The organism is Vibrio phycocola (genome assembly GCF_054404255.1).
Genome location: NZ_JBTAMQ010000004.1, coordinates 363,187 through 381,553 on the forward strand (window position 1 = coordinate 363,187; position 18,367 = coordinate 381,553).

General features: G+C 41.4%; 16 protein-coding genes. 11 read left to right on the forward strand and 5 right to left on the reverse strand.

Going from position 1 to position 18,367, the window contains the following annotated elements:
- Positions 1-21 precede the first annotated feature (21 nt).
- Complete coding sequence (locus tag ACXJY6_RS07925) at positions 22-819, reverse strand: transporter substrate-binding domain-containing protein (protein WP_458767985.1); 798 nt, start codon at positions 817-819, stop codon at positions 22-24.
- Positions 820-1,142: 323 nt separating this feature from the next.
- On the opposite strand from ACXJY6_RS07925, the gene ACXJY6_RS07930 reads away from it, so the two are divergent.
- From ACXJY6_RS07930 to ACXJY6_RS07960, 7 genes are all read left to right on the forward strand, one after another.
- Positions 1,143-1,715: a GNAT family N-acetyltransferase gene (locus ACXJY6_RS07930; RefSeq protein WP_458767986.1), complete on the forward strand. Its 573-nt coding sequence runs from the start codon at positions 1,143-1,145 to the stop codon at positions 1,713-1,715.
- Positions 1,716-1,904: 189 nt separating this feature from the next.
- Complete coding sequence (locus tag ACXJY6_RS07935; RefSeq protein WP_458767987.1) at positions 1,905-2,309, forward strand: hypothetical protein; 405 nt, start codon at positions 1,905-1,907, stop codon at positions 2,307-2,309.
- A 584-nt stretch (positions 2,310-2,893) separates the two neighbouring features.
- A complete protein-coding gene (locus tag ACXJY6_RS07940) occupies positions 2,894-3,349 on the forward strand; it encodes a hypothetical protein (protein WP_458767988.1) in 456 nt (151 codons plus the stop codon).
- A gap of 400 nt (positions 3,350-3,749) precedes the next feature.
- The gene (locus ACXJY6_RS07945; RefSeq protein ID WP_458767989.1) at positions 3,750-4,775 is read left to right on the forward strand and encodes a cyclic GMP-AMP synthase DncV-like nucleotidyltransferase; all 1,026 of its coding nucleotides are present in this window, start codon (positions 3,750-3,752) and stop codon (positions 4,773-4,775) included.
- Positions 4,775-6,502, forward strand: a complete 1,728-nt coding sequence (locus tag ACXJY6_RS07950; protein ID WP_458767990.1) for a ThiF family adenylyltransferase — start codon at positions 4,775-4,777, stop codon at positions 6,500-6,502. Before ACXJY6_RS07945 ends, ACXJY6_RS07950 begins: the two co-directional genes overlap by 1 nt.
- Positions 6,489-6,974, forward strand: a complete 486-nt coding sequence (locus tag ACXJY6_RS07955) for a Mov34/MPN/PAD-1 family protein (protein ID WP_458767991.1) — start codon at positions 6,489-6,491, stop codon at positions 6,972-6,974. The genes ACXJY6_RS07950 and ACXJY6_RS07955 overlap by 14 nt, the downstream gene beginning before the upstream one ends.
- A complete protein-coding gene (locus ACXJY6_RS07960) occupies positions 6,967-8,556 on the forward strand; it encodes an SAVED domain-containing protein (protein WP_458767992.1) in 1,590 nt (529 codons plus the stop codon). The genes ACXJY6_RS07955 and ACXJY6_RS07960 overlap by 8 nt, the downstream gene beginning before the upstream one ends.
- 480 nt (positions 8,557-9,036) lie before the next feature.
- Here ACXJY6_RS07960 and rplY read toward each other — a convergent pair whose 3' ends face one another.
- A complete protein-coding gene (rplY, locus tag ACXJY6_RS07965) occupies positions 9,037-9,315 on the reverse strand; it encodes a 50S ribosomal protein L25 (protein ID WP_458767993.1) in 279 nt (92 codons plus the stop codon).
- A 215-nt stretch (positions 9,316-9,530) separates the two neighbouring features.
- Positions 9,531-11,270: a DNA repair helicase RadD gene (locus tag ACXJY6_RS07970; RefSeq protein WP_458768087.1), complete on the reverse strand. Its 1,740-nt coding sequence runs from the start codon at positions 11,268-11,270 to the stop codon at positions 9,531-9,533.
- A 91-nt stretch (positions 11,271-11,361) separates the two neighbouring features.
- Here ACXJY6_RS07970 and rsuA point away from each other — a divergent pair, with 91 nt between their 5' ends.
- Together rsuA and ACXJY6_RS07980 are read left to right on the forward strand one after the other, a co-directional pair.
- Positions 11,362-12,057, forward strand: a complete 696-nt coding sequence (gene rsuA, locus ACXJY6_RS07975; RefSeq protein WP_458767994.1) for a 16S rRNA pseudouridine(516) synthase RsuA — start codon at positions 11,362-11,364, stop codon at positions 12,055-12,057.
- 99 nt (positions 12,058-12,156) lie between these two features.
- Positions 12,157-12,810 carry a DUF2913 family protein gene (locus tag ACXJY6_RS07980; RefSeq protein ID WP_458767995.1) on the forward strand — a complete coding sequence of 218 codons (654 nt, stop codon included), beginning with the start codon at positions 12,157-12,159 and terminating at the stop codon, positions 12,808-12,810.
- Here the strand turns inward: ACXJY6_RS07980 and ACXJY6_RS07985 are convergent.
- Together ACXJY6_RS07985 and ACXJY6_RS07990 are read right to left on the reverse strand one after the other, a co-directional pair.
- Positions 12,807-13,421 carry a 3'-5' exonuclease gene (locus ACXJY6_RS07985; RefSeq protein WP_456049613.1) on the reverse strand — a complete coding sequence of 205 codons (615 nt, stop codon included), beginning with the start codon at positions 13,419-13,421 and terminating at the stop codon, positions 12,807-12,809. The two genes, ACXJY6_RS07980 and ACXJY6_RS07985, sit on opposite strands and share 4 nt — an antisense overlap.
- 92 nt (positions 13,422-13,513) lie before the next feature.
- Positions 13,514-14,944: a DUF2867 domain-containing protein gene (locus tag ACXJY6_RS07990; protein WP_458767996.1), complete on the reverse strand. Its 1,431-nt coding sequence runs from the start codon at positions 14,942-14,944 to the stop codon at positions 13,514-13,516.
- Between the two features lie 265 nt (positions 14,945-15,209).
- Between ACXJY6_RS07990 and ACXJY6_RS07995 the strand changes: the two genes are divergently transcribed.
- The gene (locus tag ACXJY6_RS07995) at positions 15,210-15,881 is read left to right on the forward strand and encodes an ABC transporter ATP-binding protein (RefSeq protein WP_458768088.1); all 672 of its coding nucleotides are present in this window, start codon (positions 15,210-15,212) and stop codon (positions 15,879-15,881) included.
- A complete protein-coding gene (locus tag ACXJY6_RS08000) occupies positions 15,862-18,276 on the forward strand; it encodes an ABC transporter permease (protein ID WP_458767997.1) in 2,415 nt (804 codons plus the stop codon). The genes ACXJY6_RS07995 and ACXJY6_RS08000 overlap by 20 nt, the downstream gene beginning before the upstream one ends.
- Positions 18,277-18,367: the final 91 nt, after the last annotated feature.

Below are 18,367 nucleotides of genomic sequence, written 5' to 3' on the forward strand. Positions count from 1 at the left end.
AAAGTATCTGGCTTAATGAGCTTATTTAATTTGCTTTAACCAAGCGTCACTCTTGAACCATTTGTCGTAGATGCGATCATAAGTACCATCACCTTTGATCTGGCTAAGGAAGTTATTTAAAAAGTTAAGCATATCTGGATCGCCTTGTTTCACAGCGATACCGAGTGGCTCAAATGTGAAGGGTTCAAGTATTGATGCGACTTTATCGCTATTTTGAGCGGCATAGATAGAGACAAATGGCATATCATAAATCATGGCATCGGCTTTACCATTGATGACTTCCATTGCAGCATCGGTTTCTGTTTCAAATGCGTTGTATTTTGCTTTGCTCAGCATTCTCTTAACTACTACTTCACCTGTTGTACCAAGCTTACTGGTTACCGTGTGTTCAGACGTGTTCAGATCTTTATAACTCTTTATTTTACCCTCTAGCTTTGGGTTAAGAATAATAGATTGACCAACGATGATGTACGGGTCTGAAAAGTTCACTTTCATATTGCGCTGCGCATTGATAGTCATGCCCGCAATGATCATGTCACATTTACCTGTGATAAGAGCTGGAATAATCCCATCCCACGCGGTGTTCACTGGCACATATTTTACGCCCATCTCCTTTGCCATCACTTTACCTAAGTCGATGTCAAAACCTACGTAGCTGTTATTTTTTGATTTCATTTCAAATGGCATGTAGCCAGCGTCAAAACATGCGCGTAGCTCACCAGATTCGGCAATGCGATCCAATCCTTCACTCGCGTTTGCGGTAGCAGAGCAAAGCACTATTGCACCAAGAGCGAGAGCTTTATTTAATGTCACCTTCATTCTATCAATTCCTTGTTATATTTAAATACTATATGGTATGAATGATTATTCATTTATCTGCATAAATTTTCATTTTAGCGGAATAAAAATGTATTATATTTAATATTATTATTTAAATATTGATCTCTCAGTGTATTTATATGCATTCTGGTGGTTGTTTGAGCAATATGTCTGATGTTTGTGATGATATCCAGTTATTTGCTCTAGCTTTGACGGTGAGCTTTAGCGACTTTTTCTAGATGACAAAACGTGTTTAAACTGGATATGGGTGGTAGAAATAAGCTGGCTGGCGAATAGAAATGTTATGTTTTTGAGGAAAAATCATGTTTACATTAGAAGTAGAGCAGGGCTTAGAATTAGCGCTCATAGAACCTAAATTTGCTCCTTTATATTTTGATATCGTATCAAAGCAGCAAGAATACTTGAGTGAGTGGCTCGCGTGGCCGGCTCATGCTGAAAATGAAGAGTTCTTCCTTAGGTTTATTAAGCGTTCACTACACGACTATGCAGACGGAAAATCTCTTGTATGTGCGGTGCTGTACAACGAACAGCTGGTAGGAAATATTAGCTTTAATAGCATTGATCATTCATTACAAAAAGTTGAGATTGGCTATTGGTTGAGAAGTGACTATCGAGGTAAAGGGATAATGAGTAAATCGGTTTCTAAATTGGTCGACTTTGCTTTTACCGAGTTAGATATGCAAAAGATCCAAATTTCGGTCGCTGTTGAAAATAACCCTAGTCGGAGTATTTGTGAGCGTCTTCAATTCAATTTAGAAGGTGTTGTCACAAGAGCAGAAAACTTAAATGGTAAGGTTGTCGATCATGCTATTTATGGGCTTAGCCGTACAGAGTGGGTCAAAATTCATTGCTTAGTCCCACATGGAGTAAGGTGATCGACATACCATTTAGTTTTTTGCAAATAGTGTAATGGCTTATGGTGGAGGTTGTCGAAAAAGCTTTCATCCTGGGCTAATATGTACTCAGTTGATTAATCGTTAGATTCAGTCCGCGTTTATGATATTGCTTATATGATATATGACGAGGCGATTCATAAGATCTGCAAGTTATATTTACAGGTAAGTATGGTTACACGTAAAGAACATAGTCGAAGAGTTAAACGTAAAAGATTAATAAATAAAGTTTTAATTTCGATAGGACTGTTAGTGTTGATTCTCTTGTTAATTGGGGACTATTTTGATAACCAAAACAATGATATCACGATAAATTATGAATCTTATGAATGTAAACCTAACGTGTGTAATTATAGCTTAACTATTCAAAACACGACTAAATTAAGAAAACCCGCTTTTGTTAGAGTAACCGCATATAATAGGAAGTTCCAAGATGGTGTTGATACATATCCGATTGTGAGTTCAAAGCGTATTGAAATCAATTTAGAGCAGCTGGAAGAAAGGGAACTTACTGGTAATATAAAAGTTCCTGTAAAAGCTCATATGGTGAAGTTTAGTGTAGGAACGATAAACTGACTCGGTAATTCAAACTTATGTCAAAGTATCACTCAGAATAACTACTTTAAAAATTTAATTCTCGTTTGGTACTGCTAACAAGATTTTGTCCAAATGCTTGTTATGGCTAACTCAGAAATACCCCAAAACGTTTCAGGAGCCATGGTAAAGCCCATAGGATTAGCGAATGAGCAACTACCAAGGAATCCTCAGTAGTTGGAGAATTTGCTACAACTCCTCCATGCCCTAATTCTCCAACAGGCTGTTGGAAAAAACTCTAGTCTCCAATTTTGCAAGAGGGTCTTGCACAATTGCGAAACAACCTGTTTCGTGAATTATTTCTGCCCCATTCCCAATTTAACGCAATTACTCTGTGGGAGATCGTGCCTCTGGAATCACCATATTTTTGTTTATGGTTATCATCATAGATATCGTGACTAGCTTCCATTTTCATTTACGCTTTTCCTGTCTACTATCACATTTGCATATACCTGCGGGCGATACTGACACCGAATCCAGCTAAAATGCCTACATCGGTTAGTGGTTAATAAGAGTGTGCTTATATGCCCAATCTTCGGGCGTGTTCTATTAAGAAAGGAAAATAAGTGATGTTTAATGTATTCAAAAAACAAGTATCTTGTTATGGATTTGCTTCAAATGCTTTGAAAGTGTGCCGTTCCGTTCTAAATCATATCTCTAGGGGGGAATTTTCTATATCTCCTAATAACCCTGAAGATGGGACATTAAGTGAACATGAAACAATTAGGGCTATGCACTATGAAACTAATCATCTAACTATGATAAACGCGATCAATAACTCTCAAGATAAAGTGAGGCCATTAGTTGTTGCATTAGATAATAAATCTACAAATGAAGCTATCCAATATGCTGTATCAATGCTTACTGAACTAGATAATTGGTGGAATCACTTGGTTCCAGATGTCAATGCTACAAATAGATTTTCAGAGCTGCAGGACATGCATATAAAATTAAATGAAATATGGAGAGATACTGAATCTGGGAAAATAATCATGATTGATGATTTCGAAGAACGTAGTTAGCGTGAAAACACCTACAACAAATTACTAATGTTTGGTTGACTGTTTTTTCTTAGCTTACAATTCTGTTGTATCTTAGGTGCTTCGTTTAACGGTGCTTTTGACGTTTGAGATGCTTTTTCTAATGCTATCACTTACGCCAAGACAATTGCATTGAGCTGTCAATAAACTACGGTGTTTTGGATGAGATGCGAAACCAATTAATCCAAGGTAGTTCTAGGAATGTCTCGATTTTGTCGCCATATACGCTAAGTGTTTGCTTATATTGTGGTTTGTTGTTTTTTATCAATAAAAGTGTAATCAACTTAACTTGTAAAGTCAATCTAGATACTATATGTTGTAGCTTACTGGTTTAGATTGCACTACATATAGCATCATAAGATTCGGACGATCGAGGGGACCTATGAGCATTCAAGCAAAATTTATTAAGTTTCACGATAAGATTAAGATAAGCCGTGAAGATAGCGAGTACAAAGATGCTCGTGAAAAAGATGACAGTATCTTAAAGGCTATTAAAAGTACCTTGAAGGACGAAGGCTACCCAGTAATAGAAGATTTTCTTCAAGGGTCTATGTCAACAGCTACTGGGGTCAAGAATCCGGGTGAAGATTTCGACATTGATAGAGCTATAGTGATTGCTTTTGATGGTTCACCAGATGACCCTATCAAAGTTAAAGAAATCGTTCTGAAAGTACTAGAAGACCGAGGCTTCAAAAACGCCAAGATTAAAAAGCCATGCGTAACCGCCGACTACGCTAGTAAAAATCTACATATCGACATCCCGGTTTATCGGGAGCAAAACGGTGAGTATGAGTTAGCTGTAGGCAAAAAGAACTCTAGCGAAGGCAATAAGGAATGGTCTGGCTCGGATCCTAAAGGGCTAAAGGACTGGATAAATGACTCTTCAACTCACCTCGGTTCAGCGAGTAAAAAGCTTGGGCAATATAAGCGTATCGTTAGGTACCTTAAGCGCTGGCGAGATTACAAATTTAGTACAGATGTTTCTAAGAAAGTTTTTTCCATCGGCTTAACAGTGATGGCAAAAGAGCAATTTTCGCCAAGCTTGGATGATAGTGATAAAGCTAACGATTTAGTTGCACTTCGAAACACAGTAAATGCCATGTTGAGTGGTGGTTATTTTAGTGATCAAGGTGACGATCTTTATAAGGTGAGGGTTTATTTACCCAAATCACCATGGAGAGATATCTTTGATGGTAGCAGTCTAAATACCGGAACTCAGTTCTATAACAAGCTGAAGTCGTTAAGAGATAAGTTAGATAAAGCTATTGATGAAACAGATTTGGTTAAGCAGTGCGAGATACTGAACCAAGCGTTTGGCAATGATTTTGAAGTACCTAGTAGTTCATCCAATATTAAAAAGGCTGCATATTCAACAGCTGGAGCCTCGGGTACATCACAGGGGGCTTAATGATAGCATCTGACGAAATTGTCGAGCATTTGATCAGTAGAGGCTTTGATTGCAAAGCACAGGATTTTAATGGGGCTGGCGCTATTACAGTCAGCCTTGAAATTGCAGGAAAAAAAATATGTCTGATACATTTTCTAACATCAGAGATCACTCACTTACCTGTTTTTTTGCTTATAAATCCACGCGATATAGGGCATCTGGCGCATGTCCTAATTTTCAAAATTGCTGACGTTGAGTATGGCAGTATCTGTGTCAATGATAAGGATTCTGTTTCAGTAAACTTCAATATGCCATTGCTGGCGATTGAGGAGTCTCTTAATCGCCACATAGGTATTTTGGATAGAGCGGTTACTGACCCCGACTGGAACCGGAAAGAGCTGTTACGAGAGTTCAAGTCTTGCTGGTTAAATGTTTGTGATTTTGATGAAAGACCTGTACTTCTTACTAATGATAGCGGGGCACTGGAAGAGATAGATGTTTATAAGCCTGTAAAAAATTTTAAGTTTGGTGTTGGGTCTTACTATTTGGCGCAATCTGAAAGTACTGATCTAGCAGCAGCGGCGAAAGTTTACTGGCAGGATAGTTCAGGAAGAAATCTTGCTGGTAAAGCTGTGGTTTTGCCTCTCACTGAAATTGAGCCAGCACCGTTAGAAACAGACCAGCTTACAACTTGGTATTTAGCTGTATTGTTGAAACAAGAACCTGACCTTCTCAAAATGTTGAGTGACAATTATGGGAGGTGGAAGACTCATGAGTACTGGATTGTTTTCAATGCTCAAGTACCTTCAGGAACGGTCTGGTTTTGCTTATATTTCAAAAGTAGAAAAGGTAAAAAACATTCTCTGCCGTTAATTGAAGCTCAGTTAAGACACTGGAAGATTAAGGCTGTTCCTATAAGGCTTTTTAATAAAGGAGCTGTGCTGCCAAGAGGTGGTGCAAATTTAGATTTAGCGACAAGCAAGGTTGCCTTGATTGGAGCTGGATCTGTTGGGAGCGAGATAGCACACAAGCTTTCTGCGGCCGGGGTTCAAAACTTAGATATCTATGACAATGATATTTATCAGACAGATAACTTGTACCGGCATATTTTACCTGAGGAGTATTTAAATCTAGAGAAGTCTTATGGCCTCAGTTACCACCTAGCTCGTCAGTTCTTATGGTCTAAGGCTGTTCCCTCGAAAAAGAAACTACTGGAACTCAGAAACTCTCAGTTGATTAGCTCTTATGATTTGATTGTTATAGCCATTGGTAGCCCAACTCATGAGCGACTTTTTAAAGAGTATCTTTTGGAAAAAGGCATAAAAGTTCCGGTCATTAACACTTGGCTTGAAGGTTTTGGTGTAGGTGGGCATGCTGTATTGGATATGCCGGATAGCGCTGGTTGCTTACTTTGCGCCTATGTTTGCCCTGATATGTTGACCAGAGGGCTTAACTCTAACCTTAACTTCATCGAGCCAAACCAAGACGTCACAATTAACATGTCTGGTTGTGGTGAGCAGTTTATTTCCTATAGCGCTATTTGCTCTGCGCAAACAGCTCTAATTGCGAGTGATTTGGCTATCAAGTGCCTGGAAGGGAAGATTACTGCCAGTTCAAAAGTTAGTTGGAAAGGCAGTGAACATGATGCAGTGTCTCATGGAGTATCGCTGACTAATAGGTTCTATCAATTTAGTGACTCTTTGCAGGTTAAATCTCTGATTCATGAGGATTGTGATGTCTGTAACTGATGAAGATATCTTGTTTGTAGGTTCAAGTGTCGAACTACGAGTCAACAAGCAGGTCTATGAATGTTGGCTAGAACACCGCCAAATCAAGAGAAAGAATACAGAACAGTTTGGGGCGTTGATAGGTTCACGAGTTGAAAGTGAATGCAAGATTTGGATTGACAGGTGTACAACACCAAAGATAAAAGATATTAGCCAGCGAGCAAGGTTTGTGATGAGAGACCCATGTCATCAACAGGCAATAGACAAAGCATTTGAACAATCAAATGGTGAGCTGGGCTATATTGGAACTTGGCATACGCACCCACAATGTGTACCAGAACCCTCATCTATTGATTTGAATGACTGGGCTCAATGTACGTTGAGAAATCCTGACAGGCAACTTGTGTTTGTAATAGTGGGTAATGAGCAGGTGAACGTTTACATTAACGTTAACGGTAATTTAGAAATAGCAAAGAGGAGCATTGATGGGTAACAAGGCAGATCAATTCTGTAATCAAGCGGCAAGCTCACCATTAGATTCGATGGATACTTTTTGTCAGTATCTCGACAATCTGCGAAACTTGGTTAGTTGGAACCGTGTAGGGATTTTAACTGACGAAGGTGATAGGAATACCATCATTTTGCTAATGTTAAGCGAAGAATTGACTGCCACAATGCGCCTTTGCTTTGAGCCAAGTCAGATTAAGTCTTGTATAAATACCTTATCTGGTGGATCTGAAATAGTCACTTACAGATGTATTCAAGGTTATGCAATAACGCGCGATGATTTAACCAATTTATCTAGTATAGCGAGTATCTGGGAGAAAGCCGAGGAACAGAGCACTCAGCTAACACAAGATGATTTAGAATTGTTGTTCACTCGTTTTGAAGGAGAAAGGAAAAAAACGGGCCGTGGTCCAGATTTCACAAAAGGCACCAAGGAGACCGTTTGGCGGGATAGTTTTGGTCGTTGCATGTTTACTGGGTGCGGTGAAAAGCTTGATTACGATGAGGTTTCAGGTACTTCAGGCAACTATGCATACTTGGCTCACAATGTTGCATCGTCTGAAAAAGGCGCAAGAGGGATTACCGAGTTATCAGATAAACTGTCAAATGATCCGAGCAATGTATTGCTTTTATGTGATAAACACCATCGGTTAATTGATAAGGTTGCCGCTAGTGATTATTCTGCATCGACACTGTCTGCGATGAGGAAAGAATTCGATCTTATCGCAAATAGTTTGTTAGATGGCTTGAAGTACCAACCAATCCCTGTTTACGCTGTGTTGTGGCCTGTAAATTCTCAAACAGTTTCTCCCCCTTCATACCTGCAAGTTGCAAATAGTCTTTCTAGAATTAAAAGAAGGATGCACCAGCAGATCAATATATTGAGTCATAATGAAGAGCTTTTAGTTGATTCTCCAGATGTATTTTGGGCTCTAATGCCGAATATTATTCAGGCTTCCGCCGATAAGATTATCCAACAAACCAAAGAGTTTGGATTTAATGCTGCGTTGTTTGGTTTTGGTCCAACTTCAGCTCTTATTGGTTTCGGCGCAAAAATTGGGAACAAGAATGCGGTTACTCCGATGCTTAGATTTAGAGAATCTGGCAGTTGGTCATGGCCTGCAATAGATCCTATCGGTGAGTTTTATGAAGTGGTTGGGTTTGATGAATTAGAGAAAGGAACTGATTTTGTTATAAATATTGCCTTAACGGCTGAACCAGAAAGCTTGGTTCAAGCTTCTAATTCAGTTTGTGCGAAGGCAGGTGCCCAAATGATTACAATTCGCGCGAAGGAACAGTTTATGGGCAATAGTGCAATATCGCATCCAGATGACGGAAAGGCCTTTGCTGCTGTTCTTCAGTCAATGTTTCATACCCTCAAATCAGAGTATGGCGCACAAACTATCCATTTGTTTCCTTGCGCGTCAAACGCTGCATCAGTGTTTATTGGACAAGCATATGATGTGCACCACCCTAAGGTGATTGTATATGATTTTGACAGTGGAACGATGGTTCCAAGAATATGTTTAGAAAGTGAGAACCACAAGTGTTCTATATCATCAATTTAATACTGTTACTGAAGCTGTCCTATTAAATAGTAAGATCGTGGTAGCCCCACAGTGTCAGGATAATTGTCCAGATCTTAAAATGATCTGCACCAATTAGACTAGACACTTTACGACGCGATTTTATGATACAAAAAGTTATCTATATTCCTATAATTTAAGTAGCTACTCTAAGAAGGTTTTGTCCAAAAACGTGTTTAGGGGAAAACGTAGAACAACTCGTTTTCCTATTTCTAAGCTACTTTTAATACTTAAGGTTTCTGGGCGAGAATAGGCGTGAATTTTGGGATTTCAAACTACTGTGTTGTAGTGGTAATTTTATTTAATTACTTAGGTGTCTTAGATGTTTTAGCTCTCCAAAACGGCGAAAACCCAGATGTTGGTAGCATCTGGGTTTTCTAATTTTTAGATGTCTCGGATGGTAAGGCCGATAATCTTTATGCAAAAGGCTGGATTAAATCCGGCGTATTCCTTGGTAGGGAATTAAACGCGGATGAAGTCCATGTGTTCAACTTTTGGCTTGAAAGCGTGACGTTGAACGTCTTGAGGCTTAACTTTCACTTCTTTGCCGTCGATCACTAGAACGATACCTTCGTAGAACTCAGGCTTGTCCATTTGGTTGATCACGTTTGAGTGATCAAGAGCGATAGATACTGGTGCTGCTTCACCACCGTAAATAATAGCTGGGAATTGACCAGCATGGCGTAGGCGGCGGCTCGCACCTTTACCTAGTTCAGTACGTACTACTGCTTCAAATTTCATAGTAATTACTCTTAAATTTGTGTAATAAAATTCACGTGAATAATGCGACCTTATTCTACGCGGTTAAACTTATGACAAAATTATGCCGATAAGCGAGCGCGGATACTAACACTCACGGGTATTTTGAGCAACATCTTCACTACGAAAACCGAGTAAATTATTGAATTGCTGATTGTTAGAGATAAGTGTGTCATCAAAAGTGTTGGAATTCATGCCTACTGGCTGAGTTCGTCATCAAATATCTTATCTCGCAGTTTCCAAAAGCGCCCCGATTTTCGAGCGATAACAAATTGAGGAAGCCTAAATCGATGTTGGTTATTGGCAACTTGAGTCGGAGAGCTGTGGGAAAAAGGGCGATGTCGATCTGCAAGGTGAGGGCGTACAAACTTGCTTTCGAATGCGACTTTTTGAGCCTTCGTTCGCAACGACCAAAACTCGTGAACTTGTGCGTTGTTGTCACCAATATAGGTTACTTTGAGTTGGGTTTTATCTTGTTCATTTTTGACAACCGACAACGTCATATCTCTACACTCAAACACCAAGGCATCTTTTAAGTTTAACGCTTCTTTTAGTTTCTTGTCGGGGTCGACTAGTGTCGTGTCGCACTCATGGCATATTCTTGCGGCAATGTCGTTATCTGCGCCGCATTCAGAGCAATATTTGGCGCGAAAACGGTAGCCACAATGTTCGCGTTCCCCGGTCTCTTTATCTTCAAAATAGCCCTGACAACGGCGACCAAAATGCTCAAGTAGGAAGCCATTACTATCCAATTTCCCCCAGAAATTATTGTTAAAGCCACAGGCAGGGCAGGGAATGGTGACGATCTCACTGTCACTGTCTGGTTTTTCAGCGCCGATTTCCGGTTGATATAAATCGTATTGGTTACCCGCATAATCGAGCACCAGACACTCAGACTTACCTTCTGCAAGACGCAAACCACGGCCAATGATTTGTTGATATAAGCTGACCGATTCTGTCGGGCGCAAAATTGCAATTAAATCGACATGCGGCGCATCAAACCCAGTAGTTAACACCGACACGTTCACAAGGAACTTAATCTCCTGTTGCTTAAATTGCGCAATGATCGAATCGCGTTCAGTGGCAACGGTATCCCCGATCACGATTGCACTGTGTTCCGGTGGAAGTAACGATAGAATTTCCTGAGCGTGACGCACAGTTGCGGCGAAAATCATTACTCCTTTTCGAGTGCGAGCCTGCTGAATGATCTGTTCCACGATTTGGGGAGTCGCACGTTTGTATTGGTCGATCACTAAGTCAAGTTCCGACTCTTTATAACGACCAGTAGACGCCGGTTTAAGCTGAGAAAAGTCATAGCTAAGAACTGGAGCGTCAATTAACTTCGCGGGGGTGAGGAAACCTTCATCTAAAAGATAAAATATTGGAAGCTCGAAGATACAATCACGAAAGAAGCGGGGTGTTTCGCTGCGAATTAAACCGCGAGTGTGATATTGGTAAATCCAACCTACGCCTAATCGATAAGGGGTCGCGGTTAACCCTAGAACTTTGATGCCCGGATTGACTTGTCGAAGATGTGAAATCACCTTTTGATAGCTACTGGTTTTTTCTTCAGGAACGCGGTGGCATTCATCAATAACCAGAAGTGAAAATTTATTGGTAAATGCGTCTAAGTTGCGAACCACCGATTGTACCGAAGCAAACACCACTTGTTGATCGGTTTCTTTGCGACCGAGCCCAGAGGAAAATATCGCGCCTTGGAGGCCGTAGCTTTCGTATTTTGCGTGGTTCTGTTCAACCAGCTCTTTGACATGAGCAAGAACAAGGACGTTGCCTTTTGCTAAACGAGCCAGTTCAGCAATCACCAAACTTTTTCCGGCACCTGTTGGGAGCACAATCACTGCCGGTTCCGAGGTACGGCGGAAATAATGAATAACGGCTTTTACCGCATCGGCTTGATAAGGACGTAATGCATACATAGTAAATGAACGCTGCAACAAAGCAGTGAAATGACTCAACTAAAACCTATTGGGCGGGTATAATAGCGCACTTAATCACAATGAGGTAAGTATGCGTCTCGATAAGTTTTTATCTGACACTTTGGGAATTACGCGTAAAAACGCGACTCAGTTAATTAAATCCAAAGAAGTCGAAGTCAACAATATTATTGCCAAAAACGGCGCACTCAAGCTAACCGAAGAATGCGAAGTGACGTGGCAAAATCGCACTTTAGAGTTACGTGGTAACGTATATATCATGCTGTATAAACCCGAAGGCTATGTTTGTTCTCATGAAGACGCGTATAACCACTCCGCCTTTTTATTACTCGATGAAGCGAATGTTCAAGACCTGCATTTTGCCGGCCGGCTCGATGTAGATACCACTGGCTTAGTTTTAATTACCAACGATGGAAAGTGGTCGCACCGAGTGACGTCACCGAAACATAAGTGCGATAAAACTTACCGAGTCTGGTTAGCCGATCCCGTTCAAGATCATTATTTTTCAGCTTTTGAGAGTGGTATAGAATTACGCGGTGAGAAAAGTTTAACTAAGCCTGCACAGTTAAAGGTTCTTGATAGCAATGAGGTGTTACTCACCATTCATGAAGGAAAATATCATCAAGTAAAACGAATGTTTGCCGCGTTGGGAAATAAAGTCGTTGGGTTGCACCGCGAACGTATCGGTACGATTGAGTTAGATGATATGTTGGAGCCGGGAGAATATCGGAATTTAACTCCAGAAGAAGTGGCGTCTTTTTTGCCGTAGCGAAATGATCGCGAATAGATTAACAGTGAATGAGGGTTGGTTAAGCGAAACCATTAACAGCCTTTTAATATCGTAAATAGTGTGTGGAAGAAAAGTACCGTGACTCAATATTATCAAGAGATTCAAAATGTCGTAAACCAAGCGCTAGAAGCGATGGAAGCGTTACATCAGCAAGGAAAACTGATTGATGCTCCTAATTCAAACAAGCAGTTTTTAGTGCGTTGGGTCACCAAGGCGATTAAAGATCAGCGCTTCGATACCTGCGTCGCACGTGATCTGATTAGTTGGCAGAAAATGGGACGTTCACAAGGAAATGGCCTGGCGCTTGAGCAGATCTTTAAACGGATATCTAAGTTTTATGCTCAGTTCTTTACCGAGCAAGCAAAAAACATTACTGATGCAAATATTGAAGCGTTTCTTGATTTGATGGAAAGTTTAGATTGGGAAGTCTCGACATCGGAAGCGATTGTTGGCCAAGGTAAAGTACAGATCTATAGCGAAGGGCAAAACTCGTTCGCATTGTGTGCTGACCAATGTGATTCGTGTTTTGATGGTGAACAGTTGGTGAAACCAATGAGTTTCTTCGTCCGTGGAAATCATGCTCAATTTGTTGAACAAGCGAGTCAATCGGGCTTTATGCTGCATAAACGTACCGATTATAAATCGAACGTGAAATACCATGGCGAGTATCTTATTTTCCCGAGTAATCAGGGCAAACAATTGGCAGAGATACCTTTAAGCTTTAACGTTTAGTAGGAATTAGAAAAACGTTGGCGCACTTTTTTTGCTGGCGTTTTGGTTAGCTTTTGAACAAAGTCAAAAGGCACAGTTGAAAGTTGGTAGCTGTGCTGAATCTGAATGAGCATTTCGAGCCAAACTTTTGCTGTCATCTCTGAATCGTATAGTGCGCGGTGAAACTCTCCATCGCTGGGAAGGTTAGTGTATTCAACTAATGTACCCAACTTATGATTGGGCGCATCTTGCAATACTCTTCTCGCTAACAGCATCGAACAGACAAATTGCCCGCTATATTGATGCGAAATACGCTCAAATTCAGCATCGAGAAAACGTTTATCGAATGATGCGTTGTGTGCGACTAGGTTGGCGTTTCCAATGAAATTAGCAAACTCTAACATCACCTCATCCGCTGGTGGGGCATCCATCAACATCGCATTACTGATACCAGTATAGTTTTCGATAAAGGGGCTGATTCGTCGGCCGGGATTCATCAGAGCTTGAAAACGATCGGTAATCTCTCCGTTTTCTATGCGCACAGCACCAATCTCGATGGCACGATCCCCCATATCTGGTGATAACCCGGTGGTTTCAAAATCGAGTACGACAACGGAATATGCATTGGCCATGGGAACGTTCCTTACTAACTAGAGCCGGATGTTGTGGAGAATATTGTCACTAACGGTAAAGTTAAGCGGCGATTTAACCGCTTTGAAAGCTGCTACACACGAAGCGCTTTTTTCACAATGGCACGTACCATACCACGAAAAATAAATAAGTGAGCAGGCATCATGGCAAACCAATAAAGTAACCCACGGAAGCCTTGTGGGTGCCACCAAGCGGTAATGTTTAGCTCGCGCGTATCGCCATGGTCGACAACCGTGAACTCCAACCGGCCTAATCCTGGGCCTTTTAGACCAAATAATAGTGAAAGAAAACGCTGTTCTTCACAGCGGATAACTTTCCAAGAATCAATAAAATCGCCCGCTTTGACTTCGTCGCCGGCAGGAGAACGCCGAACAGGGACTCGTCCACCAAAGGGTACATCGAGCCATTCACGTATACGCCAGAGTGCATTGGCGTAAAAATACTCTTCTTCTCGACTGCCTATTTTTTTGATGACTTGCCATAACTGCTGGGCAGATGCCTGAGTGGTTATCTTGGCTCCGGTCTGTTTAGGGTAATAGCCATATCCGGGTTGCCAACGTTTTAACGCATTCGGGTCAAACCCCCACACTTGGCTCCGAATGAAGGTGCCTTCTTCTGCAATTGTATGGTGAACCGAATCGTAATAACTCAACAGTGACTGTGGATACTTAGCGTGAATTTCTCTGTTGTTGGCAACGTAATCATGAGATAGGCCAGCCAAGAGCGCTTTACCAATATTACTGGGTACAGATGTCACCATGCCTAGCCAATAAGAGGCGAGCTTTGGCGTTAGCAGTGGCGTTGAATGGAGTCGAAATGGTTTATGTGCAAGTTGACAAATAATTCGAAACTGTTCTCGATAAGTCAACGTATCAGGGCCGCCAACTTCAAATGTCTGGTGTTGATCTGGCGTGTCGTCGATAAGTTTAAGCAGGTAAAAATTGAGGTTTTGCAGCGCGATTGGGTTTGCACTTGAATATACCCACTTCGGCGTAATTAATACGGGTAAATTGTAGACAAAGTCACGCATAATTTCAAACGCTGCTGAGCCGGGACCGATGACGACACCGGCGCGTAATTCTGTTACCGGAATCGGTAATTGACGCAGGAGTTCTCCTGTTGCTTTGCGAGCTAATAGGTGCTCTGATGCTGCCGATTGCGGCTGAATGGCACTGAGATAGATAACATGTTGAGTCGTACTTTTTTTGAGTGCAGCGACCACGTTTTTGGCCATGGATATTTCGTAGTCGAGAAAATCATCGCCGTGGTTCATACCATGAACAAGAAAAAAGACGAGATCGTAACCTTGGAGCTGCTCTAGGGTTGAGTCTGGATCGCTAAGATCGAGGTATTGTAGCTGCAAATTAGGGTGCGGTTTTGTCCGTGCGCTTAAGTAATCTATTTGTCGACCAGATGCGGTGACATGGTGGCCTTTGTTGATCAGCAGTGGCAGAAGTTGAGAGCCAATATATCCAGAAGCGCCTAAAACCAAGATCTTTTTCATTTTATAGTCTCGCGAAAATGAGCTCTTTAATCTAGCGTGATTGATTCAATCAGTGAATGAATATTCCAGAGAAGAGTCACAAAACCTTTATTTCGGCTGATTCTAGAGAACAATTTGGTGTTAATTTTACTATTTCATGTCGACATCTAGCACGAAAATAGCCCGAACACTAGCTAATTAGTCTCAATTTTACGGCTAAAACTTCCTCATTTCTATTTTTTGGTGTAGATTCACATTCCCATACGGAAATTATGTGAGTTGGTTAATGTTATCTCTGAAAGATCTCTGCAAAGGTTACGTTGATGGTGATGAATTTCATCCTGTCTTGCAGGGTGCCAATCTTACATTAGAACGCGGCCAACAATTAGCATTAATGGGAGAGAGTGGTTCTGGAAAAAGCACATTGCTCAACCTTATTTCAGGTCTCGATAAAATAGATTCAGGTGAGATATGGTTTCCTAACTTTTCGATGCATAAAACATCGGAGCATAAAAGGGCTGCATTTCGTCGACATACTATTGGCCATGTATTCCAGCAATTCAATCTTCTTCCCACGTTGAATGTTGCAGATAACATTCGATTCTGCCGTCAATTACGCGGATTGCCTGAGGATAACAACCTATGGCGACAAATCATTTCTAATTTAAACTTAATGCCGTTGCTTGGTCGTTATCCAGAAGAAGTTTCGGGTGGTCAGCAGCAAAGAGCAGCCATTGCAAGGGCGCTCTATATGGAACCCAAGTTGCTACTTGCCGATGAACCTACAGGCAGTTTAGATGAACGCAACGCAGATGCGGTTATGCGCCTCTTAACATCGCTGACTCGAGAACTCGATTGTACGCTTTTGCTTGTGACACACAGTGAAACTGTCGCCAGCCATATGGACGGGTGTATCCGGTTGCAAGGGGGCCAGCTGCATGTTGTTGCCCGTAGTTAAAGCACTATTAGGACACTATCGTCGCTACCCTTTACAATTTATTCTGGTTTGGTTGGGGTTAACACTGGGTGTTTCTCTGCTGATTGGTGTTACCACCATTACCTATCATGCCCAGGTCGGTTATCAAGAAGTTGATCAGCTCACGGCGAATCCATTTCCGTATCAAATAAAAGCTAAAAAAGGGGAGGCGATTCCGAACTCTCTGTTTGAAACTGTTTCAAATGCTGATGTTGGCCAGTGTACCCCTTATGCTCAAGCTAAAGTTACGACTGACTTTGGCGCAGACCTGACTATTATTGGGATTGATAGAACGATAGCGAATCGCGCTTTTAGCTCGCCTATTCCAGATAAGTATCTGGTTGTCGTTAGTCGAAAATTTGCGCAACAGGCGCTACTTGATTCCGGCGATTCTTTGGTTTTAAAAAACGGAAAAACACTTGGGCCAGTTTGGGTTGAAGATAACAATATTGTTTATGGTCTTCGTGCGGCTTCCAGTATTCAATTGGTTCAATCTCTCAATGACAAACAGTCTTTATCTATGGTGGCATGTGCTGATATGCCTCCGTTTAAACTCACAAAACTCAAATCGATCTTGGGAGATAAATACAAAGTTAAGCGCAATTATCGCTCGGAATTAAGCGCATTAACTCAAGCTTTCAATATGAATTTAAAGGCGATGGGTCTGCTTGCTTTCTTAGTGGGGCTGTTTATCTTTTCTCAAGCCATTTCACTGTCGTTTATTCAACGCCAGCGTTTGGTCGGGATGCTACGTCAGGCGGGTGTTGCGAGACGAGACCTTACCAAAGCGATCGTTATTGAATTATTGTTTTTTATTATCATTTCTTGGTTGTGTGGCAATATTTTCGGATTGGTGTTAGCGAACCAATTACTCCCTAGTGTCTATGGCTCTGCAGGGATTGTGGAAAATCCGAATATGTTTTATGGAATCGATCTGTGGTGGTGTTTCTATAGTTTGATATTAACCATCGTCGGAGCTGCATGCGCATGTATCTGGCCGTTAATTCGCCTACTAAAATCCGAGCCTATTCGATTAACCGAACGTTTATCTTTGATCCGGTTTGCTGGCTCTGAGTTTACGGTTCAGACCTATTTTTCTATCGTATTTGCGATACTGGCCATTGTGCTTTTTTACTATATCCATATCCCAGAGGTTGGGTTAGGGGTGTTGGTGTTAGTGCTGGTGAGTGTGGCATTTATTACGCCTTTTATCGTATGGAAGTTATTTGATTTTCTCTCTTATAGTTTGAGTTCGGTTAGGCTTCGATGGTTTTTTGCCGATTCCGCTGCCAGTATGAGTTACCGTGGTATTGCGACCATGGCATTTCTGATTGCACTTGCTACTAACATTGCCGCAGAAACCTTGGTTGGCAGTTTTCGAGAAACCACTTCTCAATGGTTAGAACATCGTCTTGCAGCTGACCTCTATTTTCATGGTACCGCAGAGCAGTCTCAGTATATTGATGAATGGTTACGAGATCAGCCAGAAGTGAGAGATTTCTGGCAACGCTGGGAAACGGATGTCACTACCGATAATGGAACTGTGCAAGTGGTGAGTGTCGGAAGAAGTGACGTTGAGCTTCAAGCGTTAACCATTAAAGTGGGCGCTCCTGATTATTGGTATAAGTTACATCACAGTAAGACCGTATTACTGAACGAATCAACGGCGAGTAAATTGGATTTGCGACCTGGAGATCACCTGAATTTGCCAAGTGAAATGGGTGATGATTGGCTAGTGGGGGGGATCTATTATGATTATGGGAATCCACACTTCCAAGTCGTGATATCCGACTTTGAATGGCGGCATCATTTTCAGACTAATGGAGATTTGATTTACGCTGTTGATCTTCATCACTCAAGCTATTCAGACTCAGTTCGCTCTAAGTTGGATAACATGTTCCATCTGACGCCTGACCAAATTTATGGCAACAGTCAGATTTATAATGCGGTGATTCGAGTTTTTGATAAGACATTTTTGGTGGCAAAGAAATTAGGAAATATCACACTTTTCATTGCTATCTGTGGTGTGTTTGTTGCAACACTCGCCGGAGAAGCCGCCCGTCAACGTCATTTTACTCTGTTACGTTGCTTCGGAGTATCTGGTAAAGAGCTCATTCTTATCGGAAGTTTGCAGCTTCTGACGTTTGGGCTTATCTGTTTAGCGATAGCAGTACCGCTTGGTATCGGACTCGCTCAGTTAATTATTAGCACTTCTATAAAAGGCTCGTTTGGTTGGTCTATTCCTTTAGATTACTTCAGCGCAGACCTATTTTCTATGGCGGCATGGTCGTTGGGCGCCTTAGTGATTGCAGGCGCATTTCCTATCATCCGCCTCGTTCGTCGGTCACCAATGAACATTTTACGCAACTCAATGTAACCTCAAAAATCATTTAGTTCGATATTTCCGAGGTTTAACGCTTTTTAAATCGATTTTTATATTCCTTTCAATCCGACTAAACTTTTACTAT